At 61.0% G+C, this 17,828-nt stretch carries 13 protein-coding genes and 1 tRNA gene; all 14 read left to right on the forward strand.

The features are described 5' to 3' along the window. Positions 1–1,154 (forward strand): elongation factor Tu (gene tuf, locus C7402_RS33490; RefSeq protein ID WP_244315000.1); only part of this gene is annotated, 1,154 nt, incomplete at its 5' end. A gap of 71 nt (positions 1,155–1,225) precedes the next feature. Next, positions 1,226–1,301 (forward strand) — tRNA-Trp (locus C7402_RS33495). Between the two features lie 37 nt (positions 1,302–1,338). Then, positions 1,339–1,719, forward strand: coding sequence for a preprotein translocase subunit SecE (gene secE, locus C7402_RS33500; RefSeq protein WP_116613686.1), 381 nt, complete (start codon positions 1,339–1,341; stop codon positions 1,717–1,719). Position 1,720: 1 nt separating this feature from the next. Next, a complete protein-coding gene (gene nusG / locus C7402_RS33505; protein WP_112174807.1) occupies positions 1,721–2,278 on the forward strand; it encodes a transcription termination/antitermination protein NusG in 558 nt (185 codons plus the stop codon). Positions 2,279–2,469: 191 nt separating this feature from the next. Continuing rightward, positions 2,470–2,901 (forward strand): 50S ribosomal protein L11, encoded by a 432-nt coding sequence (gene rplK, locus C7402_RS33510; protein ID WP_027821100.1) that lies wholly within the window; start codon positions 2,470–2,472, stop codon positions 2,899–2,901. Next, positions 2,902–3,597 carry a 50S ribosomal protein L1 gene (rplA, locus tag C7402_RS33515; RefSeq protein ID WP_112174808.1) on the forward strand — a complete coding sequence of 232 codons (696 nt, stop codon included), beginning with the start codon at positions 2,902–2,904 and terminating at the stop codon, positions 3,595–3,597. 322 nt (positions 3,598–3,919) lie between these two features. Continuing rightward, positions 3,920–4,420 (forward strand): 50S ribosomal protein L10, encoded by a 501-nt coding sequence (gene rplJ / locus C7402_RS33520; RefSeq protein ID WP_112174809.1) that lies wholly within the window; start codon positions 3,920–3,922, stop codon positions 4,418–4,420. A 75-nt stretch (positions 4,421–4,495) separates the two neighbouring features. Further along, the gene (gene rplL, locus C7402_RS33525; RefSeq protein WP_027821097.1) at positions 4,496–4,870 is read left to right on the forward strand and encodes a 50S ribosomal protein L7/L12; all 375 of its coding nucleotides are present in this window, start codon (positions 4,496–4,498) and stop codon (positions 4,868–4,870) included. A 365-nt stretch (positions 4,871–5,235) separates the two neighbouring features. After that, on the forward strand, positions 5,236–9,342 hold the full coding sequence (gene rpoB / locus C7402_RS33530) for a DNA-directed RNA polymerase subunit beta (protein WP_112174810.1): 4,107 nt from the start codon (positions 5,236–5,238) through the stop codon (positions 9,340–9,342). A gap of 21 nt (positions 9,343–9,363) precedes the next feature. Further along, positions 9,364–13,617, forward strand: coding sequence for a DNA-directed RNA polymerase subunit beta' (gene rpoC, locus C7402_RS33535; RefSeq protein ID WP_112174811.1), 4,254 nt, complete (start codon positions 9,364–9,366; stop codon positions 13,615–13,617). Between the two features lie 272 nt (positions 13,618–13,889). Beyond that, a complete protein-coding gene (locus C7402_RS33540) occupies positions 13,890–14,216 on the forward strand; it encodes a hypothetical protein (RefSeq protein WP_112174812.1) in 327 nt (108 codons plus the stop codon). A 338-nt stretch (positions 14,217–14,554) separates the two neighbouring features. Further along, positions 14,555–16,402, forward strand: coding sequence for a DNA helicase RecQ (gene recQ, locus C7402_RS33545; protein WP_116613687.1), 1,848 nt, complete (start codon positions 14,555–14,557; stop codon positions 16,400–16,402). Positions 16,403–16,667: 265 nt separating this feature from the next. Next, a complete protein-coding gene (gene rpsL, locus C7402_RS33550; protein ID WP_027797953.1) occupies positions 16,668–17,048 on the forward strand; it encodes a 30S ribosomal protein S12 in 381 nt (126 codons plus the stop codon). A 186-nt stretch (positions 17,049–17,234) separates the two neighbouring features. Continuing rightward, positions 17,235–17,705, forward strand: coding sequence for a 30S ribosomal protein S7 (gene rpsG, locus C7402_RS33555; RefSeq protein ID WP_006053291.1), 471 nt, complete (start codon positions 17,235–17,237; stop codon positions 17,703–17,705). Positions 17,706–17,828: the final 123 nt, after the last annotated feature.

The raw sequence follows: 17,828 nt of genomic DNA on the forward strand, positions 1-17,828 counted from the left end.
TGAACGTGGGCACGATCGGTCACGTTGACCACGGCAAGACCACGCTGACGGCAGCGATCACGACGGTTCTGACCAAGAAGTTTGGCGGTGAAGCCAAGGCGTACGACCAGATCGACGCGGCACCGGAAGAAAAGGCACGTGGTATTACCATCAACACCGCGCACGTCGAGTACGAAACGGCTAACCGCCACTACGCACACGTCGACTGCCCGGGCCACGCTGACTATGTGAAGAACATGATCACGGGCGCGGCACAGATGGACGGCGCAATCCTGGTGTGCTCGGCCGCTGACGGCCCGATGCCGCAAACGCGTGAGCACATCCTGCTCGCCCGTCAGGTTGGCGTGCCTTACATCATCGTGTTCCTGAACAAGTGCGACATGGTCGACGACGCCGAGCTGCTCGAGCTGGTCGAAATGGAAGTGCGCGAGCTTCTCTCGAAGTACGACTTCCCGGGCGACGACACGCCGATCATCAAGGGTTCGGCCAAGCTGGCGCTGGAAGGCGACACGGGCGAGCTGGGCGAAGTGGCGATCATGAACCTGGCCGACGCACTGGACACGTACATCCCGACGCCGGAGCGCGCAGTTGACGGCGCGTTCCTGATGCCGGTGGAAGACGTGTTCTCGATCTCGGGTCGCGGCACGGTGGTGACGGGTCGTATCGAGCGCGGTCTGGTCAAGGTCGGCGAGGAAATCGAAATCGTCGGTATCAAGCCGACGGTGAAGACGACCTGCACGGGCGTGGAAATGTTCCGCAAGCTGCTCGACCAGGGTCAGGCAGGCGACAACGTGGGTATCCTGCTGCGCGGCACGAAGCGTGAAGACGTGGAGCGTGGCCAGGTTCTGGCGAAGCCGGGTTCGATCACGCCGCACACGCACTTCACGGCTGAAGTGTACGTGCTGAGCAAGGACGAAGGCGGCCGTCACACGCCGTTCTTCAACAACTACCGTCCGCAGTTCTACTTCCGTACGACGGACGTGACGGGCTCGATCGAGCTGCCGAAGGACAAGGAAATGGTCATGCCGGGCGACAACGTGTCGATCACGGTGAAGCTGATCGCTCCGATCGCGATGGAAGAAGGTCTGCGCTTCGCAATCCGCGAAGGTGGCCGTACCGTCGGCGCCGGCGTGGTTGCAAAGATCATCGAGTAAGTTTTTTGCCAGTCTCGTTGATCGACTAAGTGGTTTCGGGGTTGGCTTTGCCGCCAACCCCAACATGGTTTAGGGGTATAGCTCAACTGGCAGAGCGTCGGTCTCCAAAACCGAAGGTTGGGGGTTCGATTCCCTCTGCCCCTGCCAACTTCCCGCGCTCAGGCGCGTTGTTCTTTAAGGTGTTATGGCGAATCCTTCCGTCGAAACTGTTAATACTTCCAGCGACAAGCTGATGCTTGTAGCGGGTGTATTGTTGGTTGTGGCCGGGTTCGTAGGGTTCTACTGGCTCGGTAGCCAGGAGTGGTATGTCCGCGGTGCAGCGCTCGCAGTGGGCGTGATCGCGGGGGTGGTAGTCGGTCTTCTCTCGGCGCCCGGCAAGAGCTTCATCGCATTTGCCAAAGACTCGTACAAGGAAGTTCGCAAGGTCGTCTGGCCGACTCGCAAAGAGGCCACGCAAACGACGTTGGTGGTCTTCGGTTTTGTGCTGGCAATGGCCATCATTCTGTGGGTTTGCGACAAATCCATCGAGTGGGTGATTTTCTCGGCGATTCTGGGTTGGAAATGATATGAGCGATACACCGGCACCCCCGAGCGGAAAGCGTTGGTATGTGGTGCACGCCTACTCCGGCATGGAGAAGAGCGTGCAACGTGCGCTTCAAGAGCGTATCGAACGTGCTGACATGCAAGATAAGTTTGGCCAGATCCTCGTTCCGACTGAAGAAGTGGTCGAGGTGAAGGGTGGTCACAAATCGGTGACCGAACGTCGTTTCTTCCCGGGCTATGTCCTGGTTGAGATGGAAATGACGGACGAAACGTGGCACCTCGTGAAGAACACGGCAAAGGTGACCGGTTTCGTCGGCGGGGCACGCAATCGCCCGAGCCCGATTTCGCCGCGCGAAGTCGAAAAGATCATGTCGCAGATGCAGGAAGGCGTTGAGAAGCCGCGCCCCAAGACCCTGTTCGAAGTCGGCGAGATGGTCCGCGTGAAGGAAGGTCCGTTCACGGACTTCAACGGCAGCGTCGAAGAAGTCAACTACGAAAAGTCGCGCGTCCGGGTCTCTGTTACCATTTTCGGTCGCGCCACACCGGTCGAACTCGAATTCGGCCAGGTCGAAAAGCTATAAATCGAATACGACGGATCGCACTTTTGGTGCGGTCCGTTTTTCCGCGCTTACGGTCCGCGTCATGGCCGTAGAGGAGCGCCAGTAGTCCTGTCGGCTGTAGATGTAGCCAAAGCAGTTGGCACAGCGAAGATTGCGGCGAACGCGCGCTACCACTCACCAGAACGCTCACGCGTTCCAAAGAGGTTTTCAACATGGCAAAGAAAATCATCGGCTTTATCAAGCTGCAGATTCCTGCAGGTAAAGCCAATCCGTCGCCGCCGGTCGGCCCGGCACTGGGTCAACGCGGCCTGAACATCATGGAGTTCTGCAAGGCGTTCAACGCGCAGACTCAAGCGATGGAACCGGGTCTGCCGATTCCGGTCGTCATCACCGCGTTCGCGGACAAGAGCTTCACGTTCGTCCTGAAGACGCCGCCGGCTACGGTTCTGATCAAGAAGGCAGCGAAGGTCGACAAGGGTTCGGCCAAGCCGCACACCGACAAGGTCGCCACGATCACGCGCGCGCAAGCCGAAGAAATCGCCAAGACCAAGATGCCGGACCTCACGGCAGCCGATATGGATGCAGCGGTCCGCACGATCGCTGGTAGCGCCCGCTCGATGGGCATCGTCGTGGAGGGCGTGTAAATGGCTAAGGTTTCCAAGCGTCAAAAGGCACTGGCCGCCAAGATCGACCGCCAGAAGCAATACCCGATCGGCGACGCACTGTCGCTCGTGAAGGAATGCGCCACGGCGAAGTTCGACGAGTCGATCGACGTTGCAGTGCAGCTCGGCATCGATGCGAAGAAGTCGGACCAGGTCGTTCGCGGCTCGGTCGTTCTGCCCGCTGGTACCGGCAAGTCGGTCCGCGTTGCAGTGTTCGCGCAAGGTGAAAAGGCTGAACAAGCCAAGGCAGCAGGCGCTGAGATCGTCGGTATGGAAGACCTCGCCGAGCAGATCAAGGGCGGCAACCTGAACTTCGACATCGTGATCGCTTCGCCGGACACGATGCGCGTCGTCGGTACGCTCGGTCAGATCCTCGGCCCGCGCGGCCTGATGCCGAACCCGAAGGTCGGGACGGTCACGCCGGACGTCGCCACCGCGGTCAAGAACGCGAAGGCTGGTCAGGTGCAATTCCGTGTCGACAAGGCCGGTATCATCCACGCGACCATCGGCCGTGCTTCGTTCGAGCCGACCGCGCTGCGCAGCAACCTGGACGCGCTCCTCGAAGCGCTGACCAAGGCCAAGCCGGCAACGAGCAAGGGCGTGTACCTGCGTAAGGTCGCTGTTTCGAGCACGATGGGTGTTGGCGTTCGCGTCGACCAGTCGTCGCTGGCAGCGTAAGCTTCGCGAAAAGTTTTGCCGCGTTGACGCTCGATTGGGCAGCAGCGCGGATTTAAAGGGCTTTGGGCGGTTGCGCGGTGGCAAGTACCGCATCGCGCAGCCGGTTGTCAAAGACCGTTGGCGGAAGTGCAGCAGTTGGGCGCTTCCTTAATGCAAAGCCAACGCAGATGGCGAACCCGAAAAGGTTTTGAAGTGCTGATGTGAGCGGGAGCGGGCGGCAACGCCCGAAGATGCAAGCTGATTTACTCCGGACTGGTCGGTCGCCGTTGTTGAACGCGGCATCTGGCGCAACTGCGTTGGGTGTCGAATCTGGAGGTTAACCGTGCCACTGAACAAAGAAGGTAAGCAGGCCGTCGTGGCTGAAGTCTCCGCGCAAGTCGCGAAGGCTCAGACCGTCGTGTTGGCCGAGTATCGTGGAATCGCGGTTGGCGATCTGACCAAGCTGCGCGCGAAAGCGCGTGAGCAACAGGTGTACCTGCGCGTGTTGAAGAACACGCTGGCGCGTCGCGCTGTCGAAGGTACCCCGTTTGCTTCGCTGGCAGAGCAGATGACTGGCCCCCTGATCTACGGCATCTCGGAAGATGCAATTGCTGCTGCGAAGGTCGTCAACGACTTCGCAAAGAGCAATGACAAGTTGGTCATCAAGGCTGGTTCCTACGAAGGCAACGTGATGGACAAGGCAGGCGTGCAAGCGCTGGCCAGCATCCCGAGCCGCGAAGAACTGCTCTCGAAGCTGCTGTTCGTTATGCAAGCTCCTGTCTCCGGCTTCGCGCGTGCACTCGCCGCGCTGGCAGAGAAGAAGCAAGCAGAAGAAGCTGCCTGATTTCAGGCAGTCGAACAAGCAAGAGCGAGCGAAGATCGCTAGCTGTTTCCGAATTCAAATCTGGAGTAATTTCAAATGGCAATCGCAAAAGAAGACATCCTCGAAGCCGTTGGCTCGATGTCGGTTCTCGAACTGAACGAACTGGTCAAGGCATTCGAAGAGAAGTTTGGCGTGTCGGCAGCTGCTGTGGCAGTCGCTGGCCCGGCAGGCGGCGGCGCTGCTGCTGCTGCTGAAGAGCAGACCGAATTCACGGTCAACCTGCTCGAAGCAGGCGCAAACAAGGTTTCGGTCATTAAGGCTGTTCGCGAACTGACGGGTCTCGGCCTGAAGGAAGCGAAGGACCTGGTTGACGGTGCACCGAAGCCTGTTAAGGAAGCTGTGCCCAAGGCTGCTGCTGAAGAAGCCAAGAAGAAGCTGGAAGAAGCCGGCGCGAAGGCTGAAATCAAGTAAGTTTCAGCGCGCTGTGCGAAGGCTGGCGGTTTTTACACCGCCGGCCTTTTTGTGCTTTGTGGGTTCTGCGTTTTTGTGTTCGATTTTTTGCAAGTCGGAGGCGTGAATGCGGGACCGAGAAGCCAAAGAAAATCGTCTTTCGCTGCGTGAGGTATGCGTGGGGGGCGGCGCTTCTCTTTGTCTTCTGAAGCGACTGCAGAAGGCAAGTTTGGTCGGGCAGCGGGCACGTTATGACAAGCCGAAATCCGTTGCCGTCAGCCAGCGGTTGGTAGAGGCCAACCACCAAGCTTCCAGGGCTCGCGAAGCCATCGGGTCTCAGTCGGTGAACACTCGGGTCGTCCTACCCGCCGTGATTCGGAGATCGTATGCACTATTCCTTCACCGAGAAGAAGCGTATTCGCAAGAGTTTCGCGAAACGCCCCATCGTTCACCAGGTTCCTTTCCTGCTGGCCACCCAGCTTGAATCATTCAGCACGTTTCTGCAAGCAGAAACGGCGACCGCACAACGCAAACCGGAAGGTCTGCAAGCTGCGTTCTCGTCCGTTTTTCCTATTGTTTCCCATAACGGCTTTGCTCGTCTAGAGTTCGTGAGCTACATGCTCTCGCCGCCGGCATTCAACATCAAGGAATGTCAGCAGCGTGGCCTCACGTACTGCTCGGCGCTGCGCGCCAAAGTCCGTCTCGTCCTGCTCGACAAGGAATCGCCGAGCAAGCCGGTCGTGAAGGAAGTGAAGGAACAGGAAGTGTACATGGGCGAAATTCCGCTCATGACGCCGACGGGTTCGTTCGTCATCAACGGCACCGAGCGTGTCATCGTCTCGCAGCTGCACCGCTCGCCTGGCGTGTTCTTCGAACACGACAAGGGCAAGACGCACAGCTCGGGCAAGCTGCTCTTCTCGGCCCGTATCATTCCTTACCGCGGCTCGTGGCTCGACTTCGAATTCGATCCGAAGGACGTGCTGTACTTCCGCGTGGACCGTCGCCGCAAGATGCCGGTCACGATCCTGCTGAAGGCGATCGGCCTCACGCCGGAACAGATCCTCGCGAACTTCTTCGTGTTCGACAACTTCACGCTGATGCCGGAAGGCGCGCAGATGGAGTTCGTGCCGGAGCGTCTGCGCGGTGAAGTCGCGCGCTTCGACATCAGCGATCGCGAAGGCAAGGTCATCGTCCAGAAGGACAAGCGGATCAACGCGAAGCACATTCGCGACCTCGAAAACGCGAAGACCACGTACATTTCGGTCCCCGAAGATTATCTGCTCGGCCGCGTGCTCGCGAAGAACGTGGTCGACGGCGACACGGGCGAAGTGATCTCGAACGCGAACGACGAGATCACGGAAAGCGTGCTCGACAAGCTGCGCGAAGCGAAGATCAAGGACATCCAGACGCTCTACACGAACGATCTGGACCAGGGTCCGTACATCTCGTCGACGCTGCGTATCGACGAAACCGCCGACAAGATGGCTGCGCGCATCGCGATCTACCGCATGATGCGTCCGGGCGAGCCGCCGACCGAAGAAGCGGTCGAGGCGCTGTTCAATCGTCTGTTCTACAGCGAAGAAGCGTACGACCTCTCGAAGGTGGGTCGTATGAAGTTCAATCGCCGCGTGGGCCGTGACGAAATCGTCGGCCCGATGACGCTGCAAGACGACGACATCCTCGCGACCATCAAGATCCTCGTCGAGCTGCGCAACGGCAAGGGCGAAGTGGACGACATCGACCACTTGGGCAATCGTCGCGTGCGTTGCGTGGGCGAACTCGCGGAGAACCAGTTCCGTGCGGGTCTCGTGCGCGTGGAGCGTGCAGTCAAGGAACGCCTCGGCCAGGCCGAAAGCGAAAACCTGATGCCGCACGACCTGATCAACTCGAAGCCGATTTCGTCGGCGATTCGCGAGTTCTTCGGTTCGTCGCAGCTGTCGCAGTTCATGGACCAGACCAACCCGCTGTCGGAAATCACCCACAAGCGCCGCGTTTCGGCACTTGGCCCGGGCGGTCTGACGCGTGAGCGCGCTGGCTTTGAAGTCCGCGACGTGCACCCGACCCACTACGGCCGCGTGTGTCCGATTGAGACGCCGGAAGGTCCGAACATTGGTCTGATCAACTCGCTCGCACTGTACGCGCACCTGAACGAATACGGCTTCCTCGAAACGCCGTATCGCAAGGTCGTGGACAGCAAGGTGACCGACCAGATCGACTACCTGTCGGCAATCGAAGAAGGCCGTTACGTGATCGCTCAGGCGAACGCGATGGTGGCCGAAGACGGCACGCTGACCGACGAACTCGTGTCGTCGCGTGAAGCGGGCGAAACGCTGATGGTCACGCCGGACCGCATCCAGTACATGGACGTGGCGCCGTCGCAGATCGTCTCGGTGGCAGCATCGCTGATTCCGTTCCTCGAGCACGACGACGCGAACCGCGCACTGATGGGTTCGAACATGCAGCGTCAGGCCGTGCCTTGCCTGCGTCCGGAAAAGCCGGTCGTTGGTACGGGTATCGAGCGCACCGTTGCGGTCGACTCGGGTACGACGGTTCAGGCGTTGCGTGGCGGCGTGGTGGACTACGTCGACGCGGGCCGTATCGTGATTCGCGTGAACGACGATGAAGCCGTCGCCGGTGAAGTCGGCGTGGACATCTACAACCTGATCAAGTACACGCGTTCGAACCAGAACACGAACATCAACCAGCGTCCGATCGTGAAGATGGGCGACAAGGTTGCGCGTGGCGACGTGCTGGCTGACGGCGCATCGACCGATCTGGGCGAGCTCGCGCTCGGCCAGAACATGCTGATCGCGTTCATGCCGTGGAACGGCTACAACTTCGAAGACTCGATCCTGATCTCGGAGAAGGTGGTGGCGGACGACCGTTACACGTCGATCCACATCGAAGAACTGAATGTCGTTGCACGCGACACGAAGCTCGGACCGGAAGAAATCACGCGCGACATTTCGAATCTCGCGGAAGTGCAGCTTGGCCGTCTCGACGAGTCGGGCATCGTGTACATCGGCGCGGAAGTCGAAGCGGGCGACGTGCTCGTGGGCAAGGTCACGCCGAAGGGCGAAACCCAGCTCACGCCGGAAGAAAAGCTGCTGCGCGCGATCTTCGGCGAGAAGGCTTCGGACGTGAAGGACACGTCGCTGCGCGTGCCCTCGGGCATGAGCGGCACGGTCATCGACGTGCAGGTGTTCACGCGTGAAGGCATCACCCGCGACAAGCGTGCTCAACAGATCATCGACGATGAACTGAAGCGCTATCGCCTCGACCTGAACGACCAGCTGCGTATCGTGGAAGGCGACGCGTTCCAGCGTCTCGCACGTATGCTCGACGGCAAGGTCGCGAACGGTGGTCCGAAGAAGCTCGCGAAGGGCACGAAGATCGATCAGGCTTACCTGAGCGACCTCGACCACTACCACTGGTTCGACATCCGCCTCGCGGACGAAGAAGCAGCGGCGCAGCTCGAAGCCATCAAGAACTCGATCGAAGAAAAGCGTCACCAGTTCGATCTGGCGTTCGAAGAGAAGCGCAAGAAGCTCACGCAAGGCGACGAACTGCCGCCGGGCGTGCTGAAGATGGTCAAGGTGTACCTCGCGGTGAAGCGCCGTCTCCAGCCTGGCGACAAGATGGCAGGCCGTCACGGTAACAAGGGTGTCGTGTCGAAGATCGTGCCGATCGAAGACATGCCGTACATGGCCGACGGCCGTCCGGCCGACGTCGTGCTGAACCCGCTGGGCGTGCCGTCACGGATGAACGTGGGTCAGGTTCTCGAAGTGCACCTGGGCTGGGCCGCGAAGGGTCTGGGCTGGCGTATTGGCGAGATGCTTGCGCGTCAGACGAAGGTTGCGGAGATGCGTGAGTTCCTCACGAAGATCTACAACGAGTCGGGCCACAAGGAAGACCTCGACAGCTTCAGCGACGACGACATCCTCGAACTCGCGCGCAACCTGCGCGAAGGCGTGCCGTTCGCAACGCCGGTGTTCGACGGTGCGACCGAAGAGGAAATGGGCAAGATGCTCGATCTGGCATTCCCGGACGACATCGCACAGAACCTCGGCATGACGCCGTCGAAGAACCAGGTGCGTCTGTACGACGGCCGCACGGGCGAGATGTTCGAGCGCACGGTGACCGTGGGTTACATGCACTACCTGAAGCTGCACCACTTGGTCGACGACAAGATGCACGCGCGTTCGACGGGTCCGTACTCGCTCGTCACGCAGCAGCCGCTGGGTGGTAAGGCGCAGTTCGGTGGCCAGCGCTTCGGTGAAATGGAAGTGTGGGCGCTCGAAGCGTATGGCGCTTCGTATGTGCTGCAAGAAATGTTGACGGTGAAGTCCGATGACGTGACGGGCCGGACGAAGGTGTACGAGAACCTCGTCAAGGGCGACCACGTGATCGACGCGGGCATGCCGGAATCCTTCAATGTGCTGGTGAAGGAAATCCGCTCGCTCGGCATCGACATCGACCTCGACCGCAACTAATCGGACTACGGAGAGAAGGCAATGAAAGCTCTGCTCGATCTATTCAAGCAAGTCCAACAAGAAGAAGTTTTTGACGCGATCAAGATCGGTCTGGCCTCGCCGGACAAGATCCGTTCGTGGTCGTTCGGCGAAGTGAAGAAGCCGGAGACCATCAACTACCGCACGTTCAAGCCGGAGCGGGATGGTCTGTTCTGCGCGAAGATTTTTGGTCCGATCAAGGACTACGAATGCCTTTGCGGCAAGTACAAGCGCCTGAAGCATCGTGGCGTGATCTGCGAGAAGTGCGGCGTGGAAGTCACGCTGGCGAAGGTGCGCCGCGAACGCATGGGCCACATCGAACTGGCCTCGCCGGTCGCGCACATCTGGTTCCTGAAGTCGCTGCCGTCGCGTCTGGGCATGGTGCTCGACATGACGCTGCGCGACATCGAGCGCGTGCTGTACTTCGAAGCGTACGTGGTGATCGAACCGGGCATGACGCCGCTGAAGGCGCGGCAGATCATGACCGAAGAGGATTACTACAACAAGGTCGAAGAGTACGGTGACGAATTCCGCGCCGAGATGGGCGCGGAAGGCGTGCGCGAGCTGCTGCGCGCGATCAATATCGACGAGCAGGTCGAAACGCTCCGTACGGAGCTGAAGAACACCGGCTCGGAAGCGAAGATCAAGAAGTACGCGAAGCGCCTGAAGGTGCTCGAGGCCTTCCAGCGTTCGGGCATCAAGCCCGAGTGGATGGTGCTCGAAGTGCTGCCGGTGCTGCCCCCCGAACTGCGTCCGCTGGTGCCGCTGGACGGCGGCCGCTTCGCGACCTCGGACCTGAACGACCTGTATCGCCGCGTCATCAACCGTAACAACCGTCTGAAGCGTCTGCTCGAGCTGAAGGCGCCGGAGATCATCGTCCGCAACGAAAAGCGGATGCTCCAGGAAGCGGTTGACTCGCTGCTCGACAACGGCCGTCGCGGCAAGGCGATGACGGGCGCCAACAAGCGCCCGCTGAAGTCGCTCGCCGACATGATCAAGGGTAAGGGCGGTCGCTTCCGTCAGAACCTGCTGGGCAAGCGCGTCGACTACTCGGGCCGTTCGGTCATCGTGGTGGGTCCGACGCTCAAGCTGCACCAGTGCGGTCTGCCGAAGTTGATGGCGCTCGAACTCTTCAAGCCGTTCATCTTCAACAAGCTGGAAACGATGGGCGTTGCCACGACCATCAAGGCTGCGAAGAAGGAAGTCGAGAACCAGACGCCGGTGGTGTGGGACATCCTGGAAGAGGTGATCCGCGAGCATCCGGTCATGCTCAACCGTGCGCCGACGCTGCACCGTCTTGGCATTCAGGCTTTCGAGCCGGTGCTGATCGAAGGTAAGGCAATCCAGCTGCACCCGCTCGTTTGCGCGGCGTTCAACGCTGACTTCGACGGTGACCAGATGGCTGTTCACGTTCCGCTGTCGCTCGAAGCGCAGATGGAAGCGCGTACGCTCATGCTCGCGTCGAACAACGTCCTGTTCCCGGCCAACGGCGATCCGTCGATCGTGCCGTCGCAGGATATCGTGCTGGGCCTGTACTACGCCACGCGTGAAGCGATCAATGGCAAGGGCGAAGGCATGACGTTCACGGGCGTGTCGGAAGTGATCCGCGCGTACGAGAACAAGGAAGTCGAGCTGGCCTCGCGTGTGAACGTGCGTATTACCGAAATGGTCCACAACGAGGACAAGTCGGAAGGCGCACCGGCATTCGTGCCGAAGATCTCGCTGTACGCCACGACCGTCGGCCGTTCGATCCTGTCGGAAATCCTGCCGCCGGGTCTGCCGTTCTCGGTGCTGAACAAGCCGCTGAAGAAGAAGGAAATTTCGCGTCTGATCAACACGGCATTCCGCAAGTGCGGTCTGCGCGAAACGGTGATCTTCGCTGACCAGCTGATGCAGTCGGGCTTCCGCCTCGCAACGCGCGCCGGCATTTCCATCTGCGTGGACGACATGCTCGTGCCGCCGCAGAAGGAAACCATCGTCGGTGAAGCCGCGAAGAAGGTGAAGGAGTACGACCGTCAGTACATGTCGGGTCTCGTCACTGCGCAAGAACGCTACAACAACGTGGTCGACATCTGGTCGAACACGTCGGAAGCGGTCGGCAAGGCGATGATGGAGCAGCTCGCGACGGAACCGGTCATCGACCGCGACGGCAAGGAAACGCGTCAGGAATCGTTCAACTCGATCTACATGATGGCCGACTCGGGCGCGCGGGGTTCCGCAACGCAGATTCGCCAGCTGGCGGGTATGCGTGGCCTGATGGCGAAGCCGGACGGCTCGATTATCGAAACGCCGATTACCGCGAACTTCCGTGAAGGTCTGAACGTGTTGCAGTACTTCATCTCGACCCACGGTGCACGTAAGGGTCTGGCTGATACGGCACTGAAGACCGCGAACTCGGGTTACCTGACGCGTCGTCTCGTCGACGTCACGCAGGATCTCGTGGTCGTCGAGGAAGATTGCGGCACCTCGAACGGCGTGGCGATGAAGGCCCTCGTGGAAGGCGGTGAAGTCGTCGAAGCGCTGCGCGACCGTATTCTCGGCCGCGTTGCGGTGGCGGACGTCGTCAATCCTGAAACCCAGGAAACGATCTACGCTTCGGGCGACCTGCTCGACGAAGACGCAGTCGAAACGATCGAAAGCCTCGGCATCGACGAAGTGCGCGTGCGCACGCCGCTGACCTGCGAAACGCGTTACGGCCTGTGCGCATCGTGCTATGGCCGCGACCTGGGTCGTGGTTCGCGTGTGAACGTCGGCGAAGCCGTCGGCGTGATCGCAGCACAGTCGATCGGCGAACCGGGCACGCAGCTCACGATGCGTACGTTCCACATCGGTGGTGCGGCATCGCGTGCAGCAGTGGCCTCGTCGGTCGAAGCCAAGTCGAACGGTACGGTCCGCTTCACGGCGACGATGCGTTACGTCACGAATGCGAAGGGCGAGCAGATCGTCATTTCGCGTTCGGGCGAAGCCATCATTGCCGACGATCACGGCCGCGAGCGCGAGCGTCACAAGGTGCCGTACGGCGCGACGCTGCTGCAACTCGACGGCGACACGATCAAGGCCGGCACGCAGCTCGCCACGTGGGATCCGCTGACGCGTCCGATCATCACCGAGTACGGCGGTACGGTGAAGTTCGAAAACGTCGAGGAAGGCGTGACGGTCGCCAAGCAGATCGACGATGTGACGGGTCTGTCGACCCTCGTCGTGATCGACGTGAAGCGCCGTGGTTCGCAGGCTTCGAAGAGCGTGCGTCCGCAGGTCAAGCTGCTCGACGCGAACGGCGAAGAAGTCAAGATCCCGAACACCGAGCATTCGGTGCAGATCGGCTTCCAGGTCGGCGCACTGATCACGGTGAAGGACGGTCAGCAGGTGCAAGTCGGTGAAGTGCTCGCACGTATCCCGACCGAAGCGCAGAAGACGCGTGACATTACCGGCGGTCTGCCGCGTGTGGCGGAACTGTTCGAAGCACGTTCGCCGAAGGACGCAGGTATCCTGGCGGAAGTCACGGGTACGACGTCGTTCGGTAAGGACACGAAGGGCAAGCAGCGTCTCGTTATCACGGACCTCGAAGGCAATCAGCACGAGTTCCTGATCGCGAAGGAAAAGCAGGTTCTGGTTCACGATGCACAGGTCGTCAACAAGGGCGAAATGATCGTGGACGGCCCGGCCGATCCGCACGACATCCTGCGTTTGCAGGGTATCGAAGCGCTGTCGCGTTACATCGTGGACGAAGTGCAGGACGTGTACCGTTTGCAGGGCGTGAAGATCAACGACAAGCACATCGAAGTGATCGTGCGTCAGATGCTGCGCCGCGTGCAGATCACCGACAACGGCGATACGCGTTTCATTCCTGGCGAACAAGTCGAGCGTTCGGACATGCTCGACGAGAACGACAAGATGATCGCGGAAGACAAGCGTCCGGCGACGTACGAGAACGTGCTGCTCGGTATCACGAAGGCATCGCTCTCGACCGACTCGTTCATCTCGGCGGCATCGTTCCAGGAAACGACCCGCGTGCTGACCGAAGCGGCGATCATGGGCAAGCGCGACGATCTGCGTGGCCTGAAGGAAAACGTGATCGTCGGCCGTCTGATTCCGGCCGGTACGGGTCTCGCGTTCCACAAGGCGCGCCGTGCGAAGGAATCGTCGGATCGCGAGCGTTTCGACCAGATCGCAGCGGAAGAAGCGTTCGAGTTCGGCACGCCGGAAACCCCGGCCGTCGAACCGCAGCCGCAACAGCCGCATACGACGGACGAGTAAGCGCGGGGCGGCGCAAGCCGCCTTTCGCCCTCAGGCTGGAATGGCCTCGCAAAAGCCGCCTGGTTTCGACCGGGCGGCTTTTTTTATTGGCGCGCGCTTTGCGCGCTGGCGGCATGCAAGCTTGCACACTGACGCCTGCGGCCTCGTGCCGCAGCGCCGGATCGCTCGCTGCGTGCATCGGTGAGGCGTGCTAACGTAACGCGCCAAGGCAGTCTGCGTGGGTCTTTTCGTACGGCGCGGGCGGCATTTATCTGAATCTGGAGGCGGTAATCATGTGGGTCGTTGGACTCGGTCTCATCCTGAATCTGGCGGCGTGCGTCGCCAGCTTTTCGCAGTTGCTGCATCACGTCGGCAATCAGCCGGCGGCGAACTTCTTCGCGACCTTCCTCGTGATGTGGGCATTCCTGATCATCGGCTTCATCATGCTGCTCGCGAACCGGCTCAAAGGCGGCGTCGCGCTGCTCGCGATCGGCTCGCTTCTGTTCGTCGGCGCGAATGTCGTGCTCTTCGGCTCCGGCGTGTTCGTGATCGCCGCCGTGGTCGTGGCTATCCTCACGATCGTTGGCGCGGTTCGGGTGGCGCGCCGCCGCGCTGCCTGACGAACCCGGCTTCACATAGGGCCGGGTCCGAACAAGCCGGTCCGCACTTTCCGCTTCCTTCCTCTTTCGGCTCGCCGGCTCGACGCACAAGTGCGTTGCCGGCGCGCGCTTTCCGTTCTGCCGCGCAAACGCGTTGCGGCGCACCTTGCCCCGTCATTTCAGATTCGACCGGTAGTTCGCCTGGGTTTCCGGCCATACTCCGGTTGGGAAGTTGCCTCTGACGGAGGTTCGATGCAGGCTTTCCACCTCGACCTTTTGGCTAACGTTGTTTCAAGTGACGTTTAAGGAGCGCCGCGGTTGGTAAAATGCGCCGACCCGCTTCACTTCCCGTGCCCTTCATGTCCCGCTCCCTCGAAATTCTCAACGAAGTCTTCGGTTATCCCGCATTTAGAGGGCAGCAAGCCGAGATCGTCGAGCACGTCGCAGCGGGCGGCGATTCGCTGGTGCTCATGCCGACCGGCGGCGGCAAATCGCTCTGCTACCAGATTCCCGCGCTCGTGCGGCATGAAGCGGGGCTCGGCGCGGGCATCGTCGTGTCGCCGCTCATCGCGCTCATGCAGGACCAGGTGGCGGCGCTCACGGAAGTCGGCGTACGCGCCGCTTATCTCAATTCGACGCTGAGCGGCGCGGAAGCGGCGGCGACCGAGCGCGCGCTACGCGAGGGCGAACTCGATCTGCTCTACGTTGCGCCCGAGCGGCTGATGACCCCGCGCTTTCTCGATCTGCTCGAGCGCACGCGCATCGGCCTCTTCGCGATCGATGAGGCGCACTGCGTCTCGCAATGGGGCCACGACTTCCGCCCCGAATACATCCAGCTCTCGGTGCTGCACGAGCGCTTTCCGGACGTGCCGCGGATCGCGCTCACGGCCACCGCCGACGCCATCACGCGCGACGAGATCGCGCATCGCCTCGCGCTGGACGACGCGCGCGTGTTCGTTTCGAGCTTCGACCGTCCGAACATCCGCTATCGCATTGTCGAGAAGGACAATGCGCGCACGCAGTTGCTCGACTTCATCCGCGCGGAGCATACGCGCGCCGACGGCACCACGGATGCGGGTGTCGTGTACTGCCTCTCGCGCCGCAAGGTCGAGGAAACGGCGGAATGGTTGAAGGGGCAGGGGGTGCGCGCGCTGCCGTACCACGCCGGCATGGAGTTCGAGATACGCCAGAAGCACCAGGAGCTGTTCCAGCGCGAAGAGGGCGTGGTGATGTGCGCGACCATCGCGTTCGGCATGGGGATCGACAAACCGGACGTGCGTTTCGTCGCACACCTGGATTTGCCCAAGAGCGTGGAAGGCTACTACCAGGAAACCGGCCGCGCGGGCCGCGACGGGCTGGCGGCCAATGCATGGATGGCCTACGGTCTCGGCGACGTCGTGCAGCAGCGCAAGATGATCGACGAGTCCGAAGCCGACGAGCAGCACAAGCGCGTGCAGACCGGCAAGCTCGACGCGCTGCTCGGCCTGTGCGAAACGGCCACATGCCGCCGCGTGCGCCTGCTCGCGTACTTTGGCGAGGAGAGCCAGCCGTGCGGCAACTGCGACACATGCATCGAGCCGCCCGCCACATGGGACGCCACGCGAGAGGCGCAAATGGCGCTTTCCTGCGTGTTCCGCGCGCAGCGCGCGAGCGGCTTCAACTTCGGCGCGGGCCATTTGATCGACATCCTGCGCGGCAACCGCAACGAAAAGATCTTGCAGCGCGGGCACGAGAAGATTTCCACCTTCGGCATTGGCTCCGCGCTTTCGGAACCCGAATGGCGCGCGATCTTCCGGCAACTGGTGGCGTTCGGCTATCTCACCGTCGACCACGATGGGTACGGCTCGCTCGTCCTCACCGAGGCCAGCAAAGCCGTCCTCAAGGGCGAGCAGAACGTCACGATGCGCCGCTACGTGAAGCCCACGCGTACGCGCGCCTCGTCGGGCCGCACGAGCGAGCGTGCCGATCCGACCCTCGGCATGAGCCCGCGCCAGCGTTCGCGCTGGGAGCGTCTGCGCTTGTGGCGCACGGAAACCGCCAAGAGCGAGGGCGTGCCGGCCTACGTCATCTTCCACGACGCCACGCTGGCGGAAATCGCGCGCAACGGCCCGGAATCGGTGGACGAGTTGCGCGATATCCCGGGCATCGGCGCGCGCAAGCTCGAACGCTTCGGCGAGGAACTCGTCGAGGTCGTGGGCGACGAATAAGTCGCGCGCTCGCCTGTCGCTGCGGGATTGTCACGGCGCTGTCACTTCCTCTGTCGTCCGAAATGTCGCAAGCCGTTGACTCAGTTGGTATTTTCGGAATATCATGCTGGGTTCCGGTCTTTGGGACGTGTGCGCTCGTCAGTTGATTTGACGAAAACTAACGTCAAATAAAGAGATTCGGAGTTCCGTAGGAGTATAAGGCGCGTGATTTTCCGCTTTGCCCGGAAATAAATGCGTCGATTTTGTTCAATTTCAGGAATAAACAATGCCAACCATCAATCAACTGGTTCGCAAAGGCCGCGCTTCGGAAGCTACGAAGAGCAAGTCGCCGGCCCTGCAGGACTGCCCGCAGCGTCGCGGCGTGTGCACCCGTGTGTACACGACGACGCCGAAGAAGCCGAACTCGGCACTTCGTAAGGTCGCCAAGGTTCGTCTGACGAACGGCTTCGAAGTCATTTCGTACATCGGTGGTGAAGGCCACAACCTGCAAGAGCACTCGGTTGTGCTGATCCGCGGCGGCCGTGTGAAGGACTTGCCGGGTGTGCGTTACCACATGGTTCGCGGCTCGCTGGATACCCAGGGCGTCAAGGATCGTAAGCAGGCTCGTTCGAAGTACGGCGCAAAGCGCGCGAAGGCTGCGAAGTAAGAGTCAAGCGTCGTCTCGCTTTTTCGGGAGCGGGCGATAAGAGCGACAGGTGCCGGATTGGCCGGTGCTGTCGAGTAAGTGGTCACCCGACCAGGCTGGTAAGTCGTGAGATGAATCGGGTTAGTTGGTGGCCGCGGAGCGCAAGGGATACACCCGCGCTTCAACTGAAAAGTTAAAGGAAGAAACATGCCGCGTCGTCGCGAAGTCCCCAAGCGGGAAGTGTTGCCGGATCCGAAGTTCGGCAACGTTGATGTAGCCAAGTTCATGAACGTGCTGATGCTCTCCGGCAAGAAGTCGGTTGCCGAGCGTATCGTGTACGGCGCTTTCGAACAGATCCAGACCAAGGGTGGCAAGGACCCGCTGGAAGTGTTCACTGTCGCGCTCAACAACGTGAAGCCGGTGGTGGAAGTGAAGAGCCGCCGCGTTGGTGGTGCGAACTATCAGGTTCCGGTCGAAGTGCGCCCCTCGCGTCGTATGGCATTGGCGATGCGTTGGCTGCGTGAAGCCGCGAAGAAGCGCAGCGAGAAGTCGATGGCCCTGCGTCTGGCAGGTGAACTCTCCGAAGCGGCCGAAGGCCGTGGCGGCGCGATGAAGAAGCGCGACGAAGTTCACCGGATGGCAGAAGCGAACAAGGCGTTCTCGCATTTCCGTTTCTAAGAGAAAACCCCTACCGGGGTTTGCTCAAAACGCGGAAAAAATTCCGGGCGGGTGCGCTTATCGAGCGCCTCGCCCGTTTGTGTTCAGGCGCGTTGGGTCGGACCCGGCGCGCACCTCCCCATA

Origin of the sequence: Paraburkholderia unamae, assembly GCF_003096875.1 — a bacterium.
GTDB lineage: Bacteria > Pseudomonadota > Gammaproteobacteria > Burkholderiales > Burkholderiaceae > Paraburkholderia > Paraburkholderia unamae.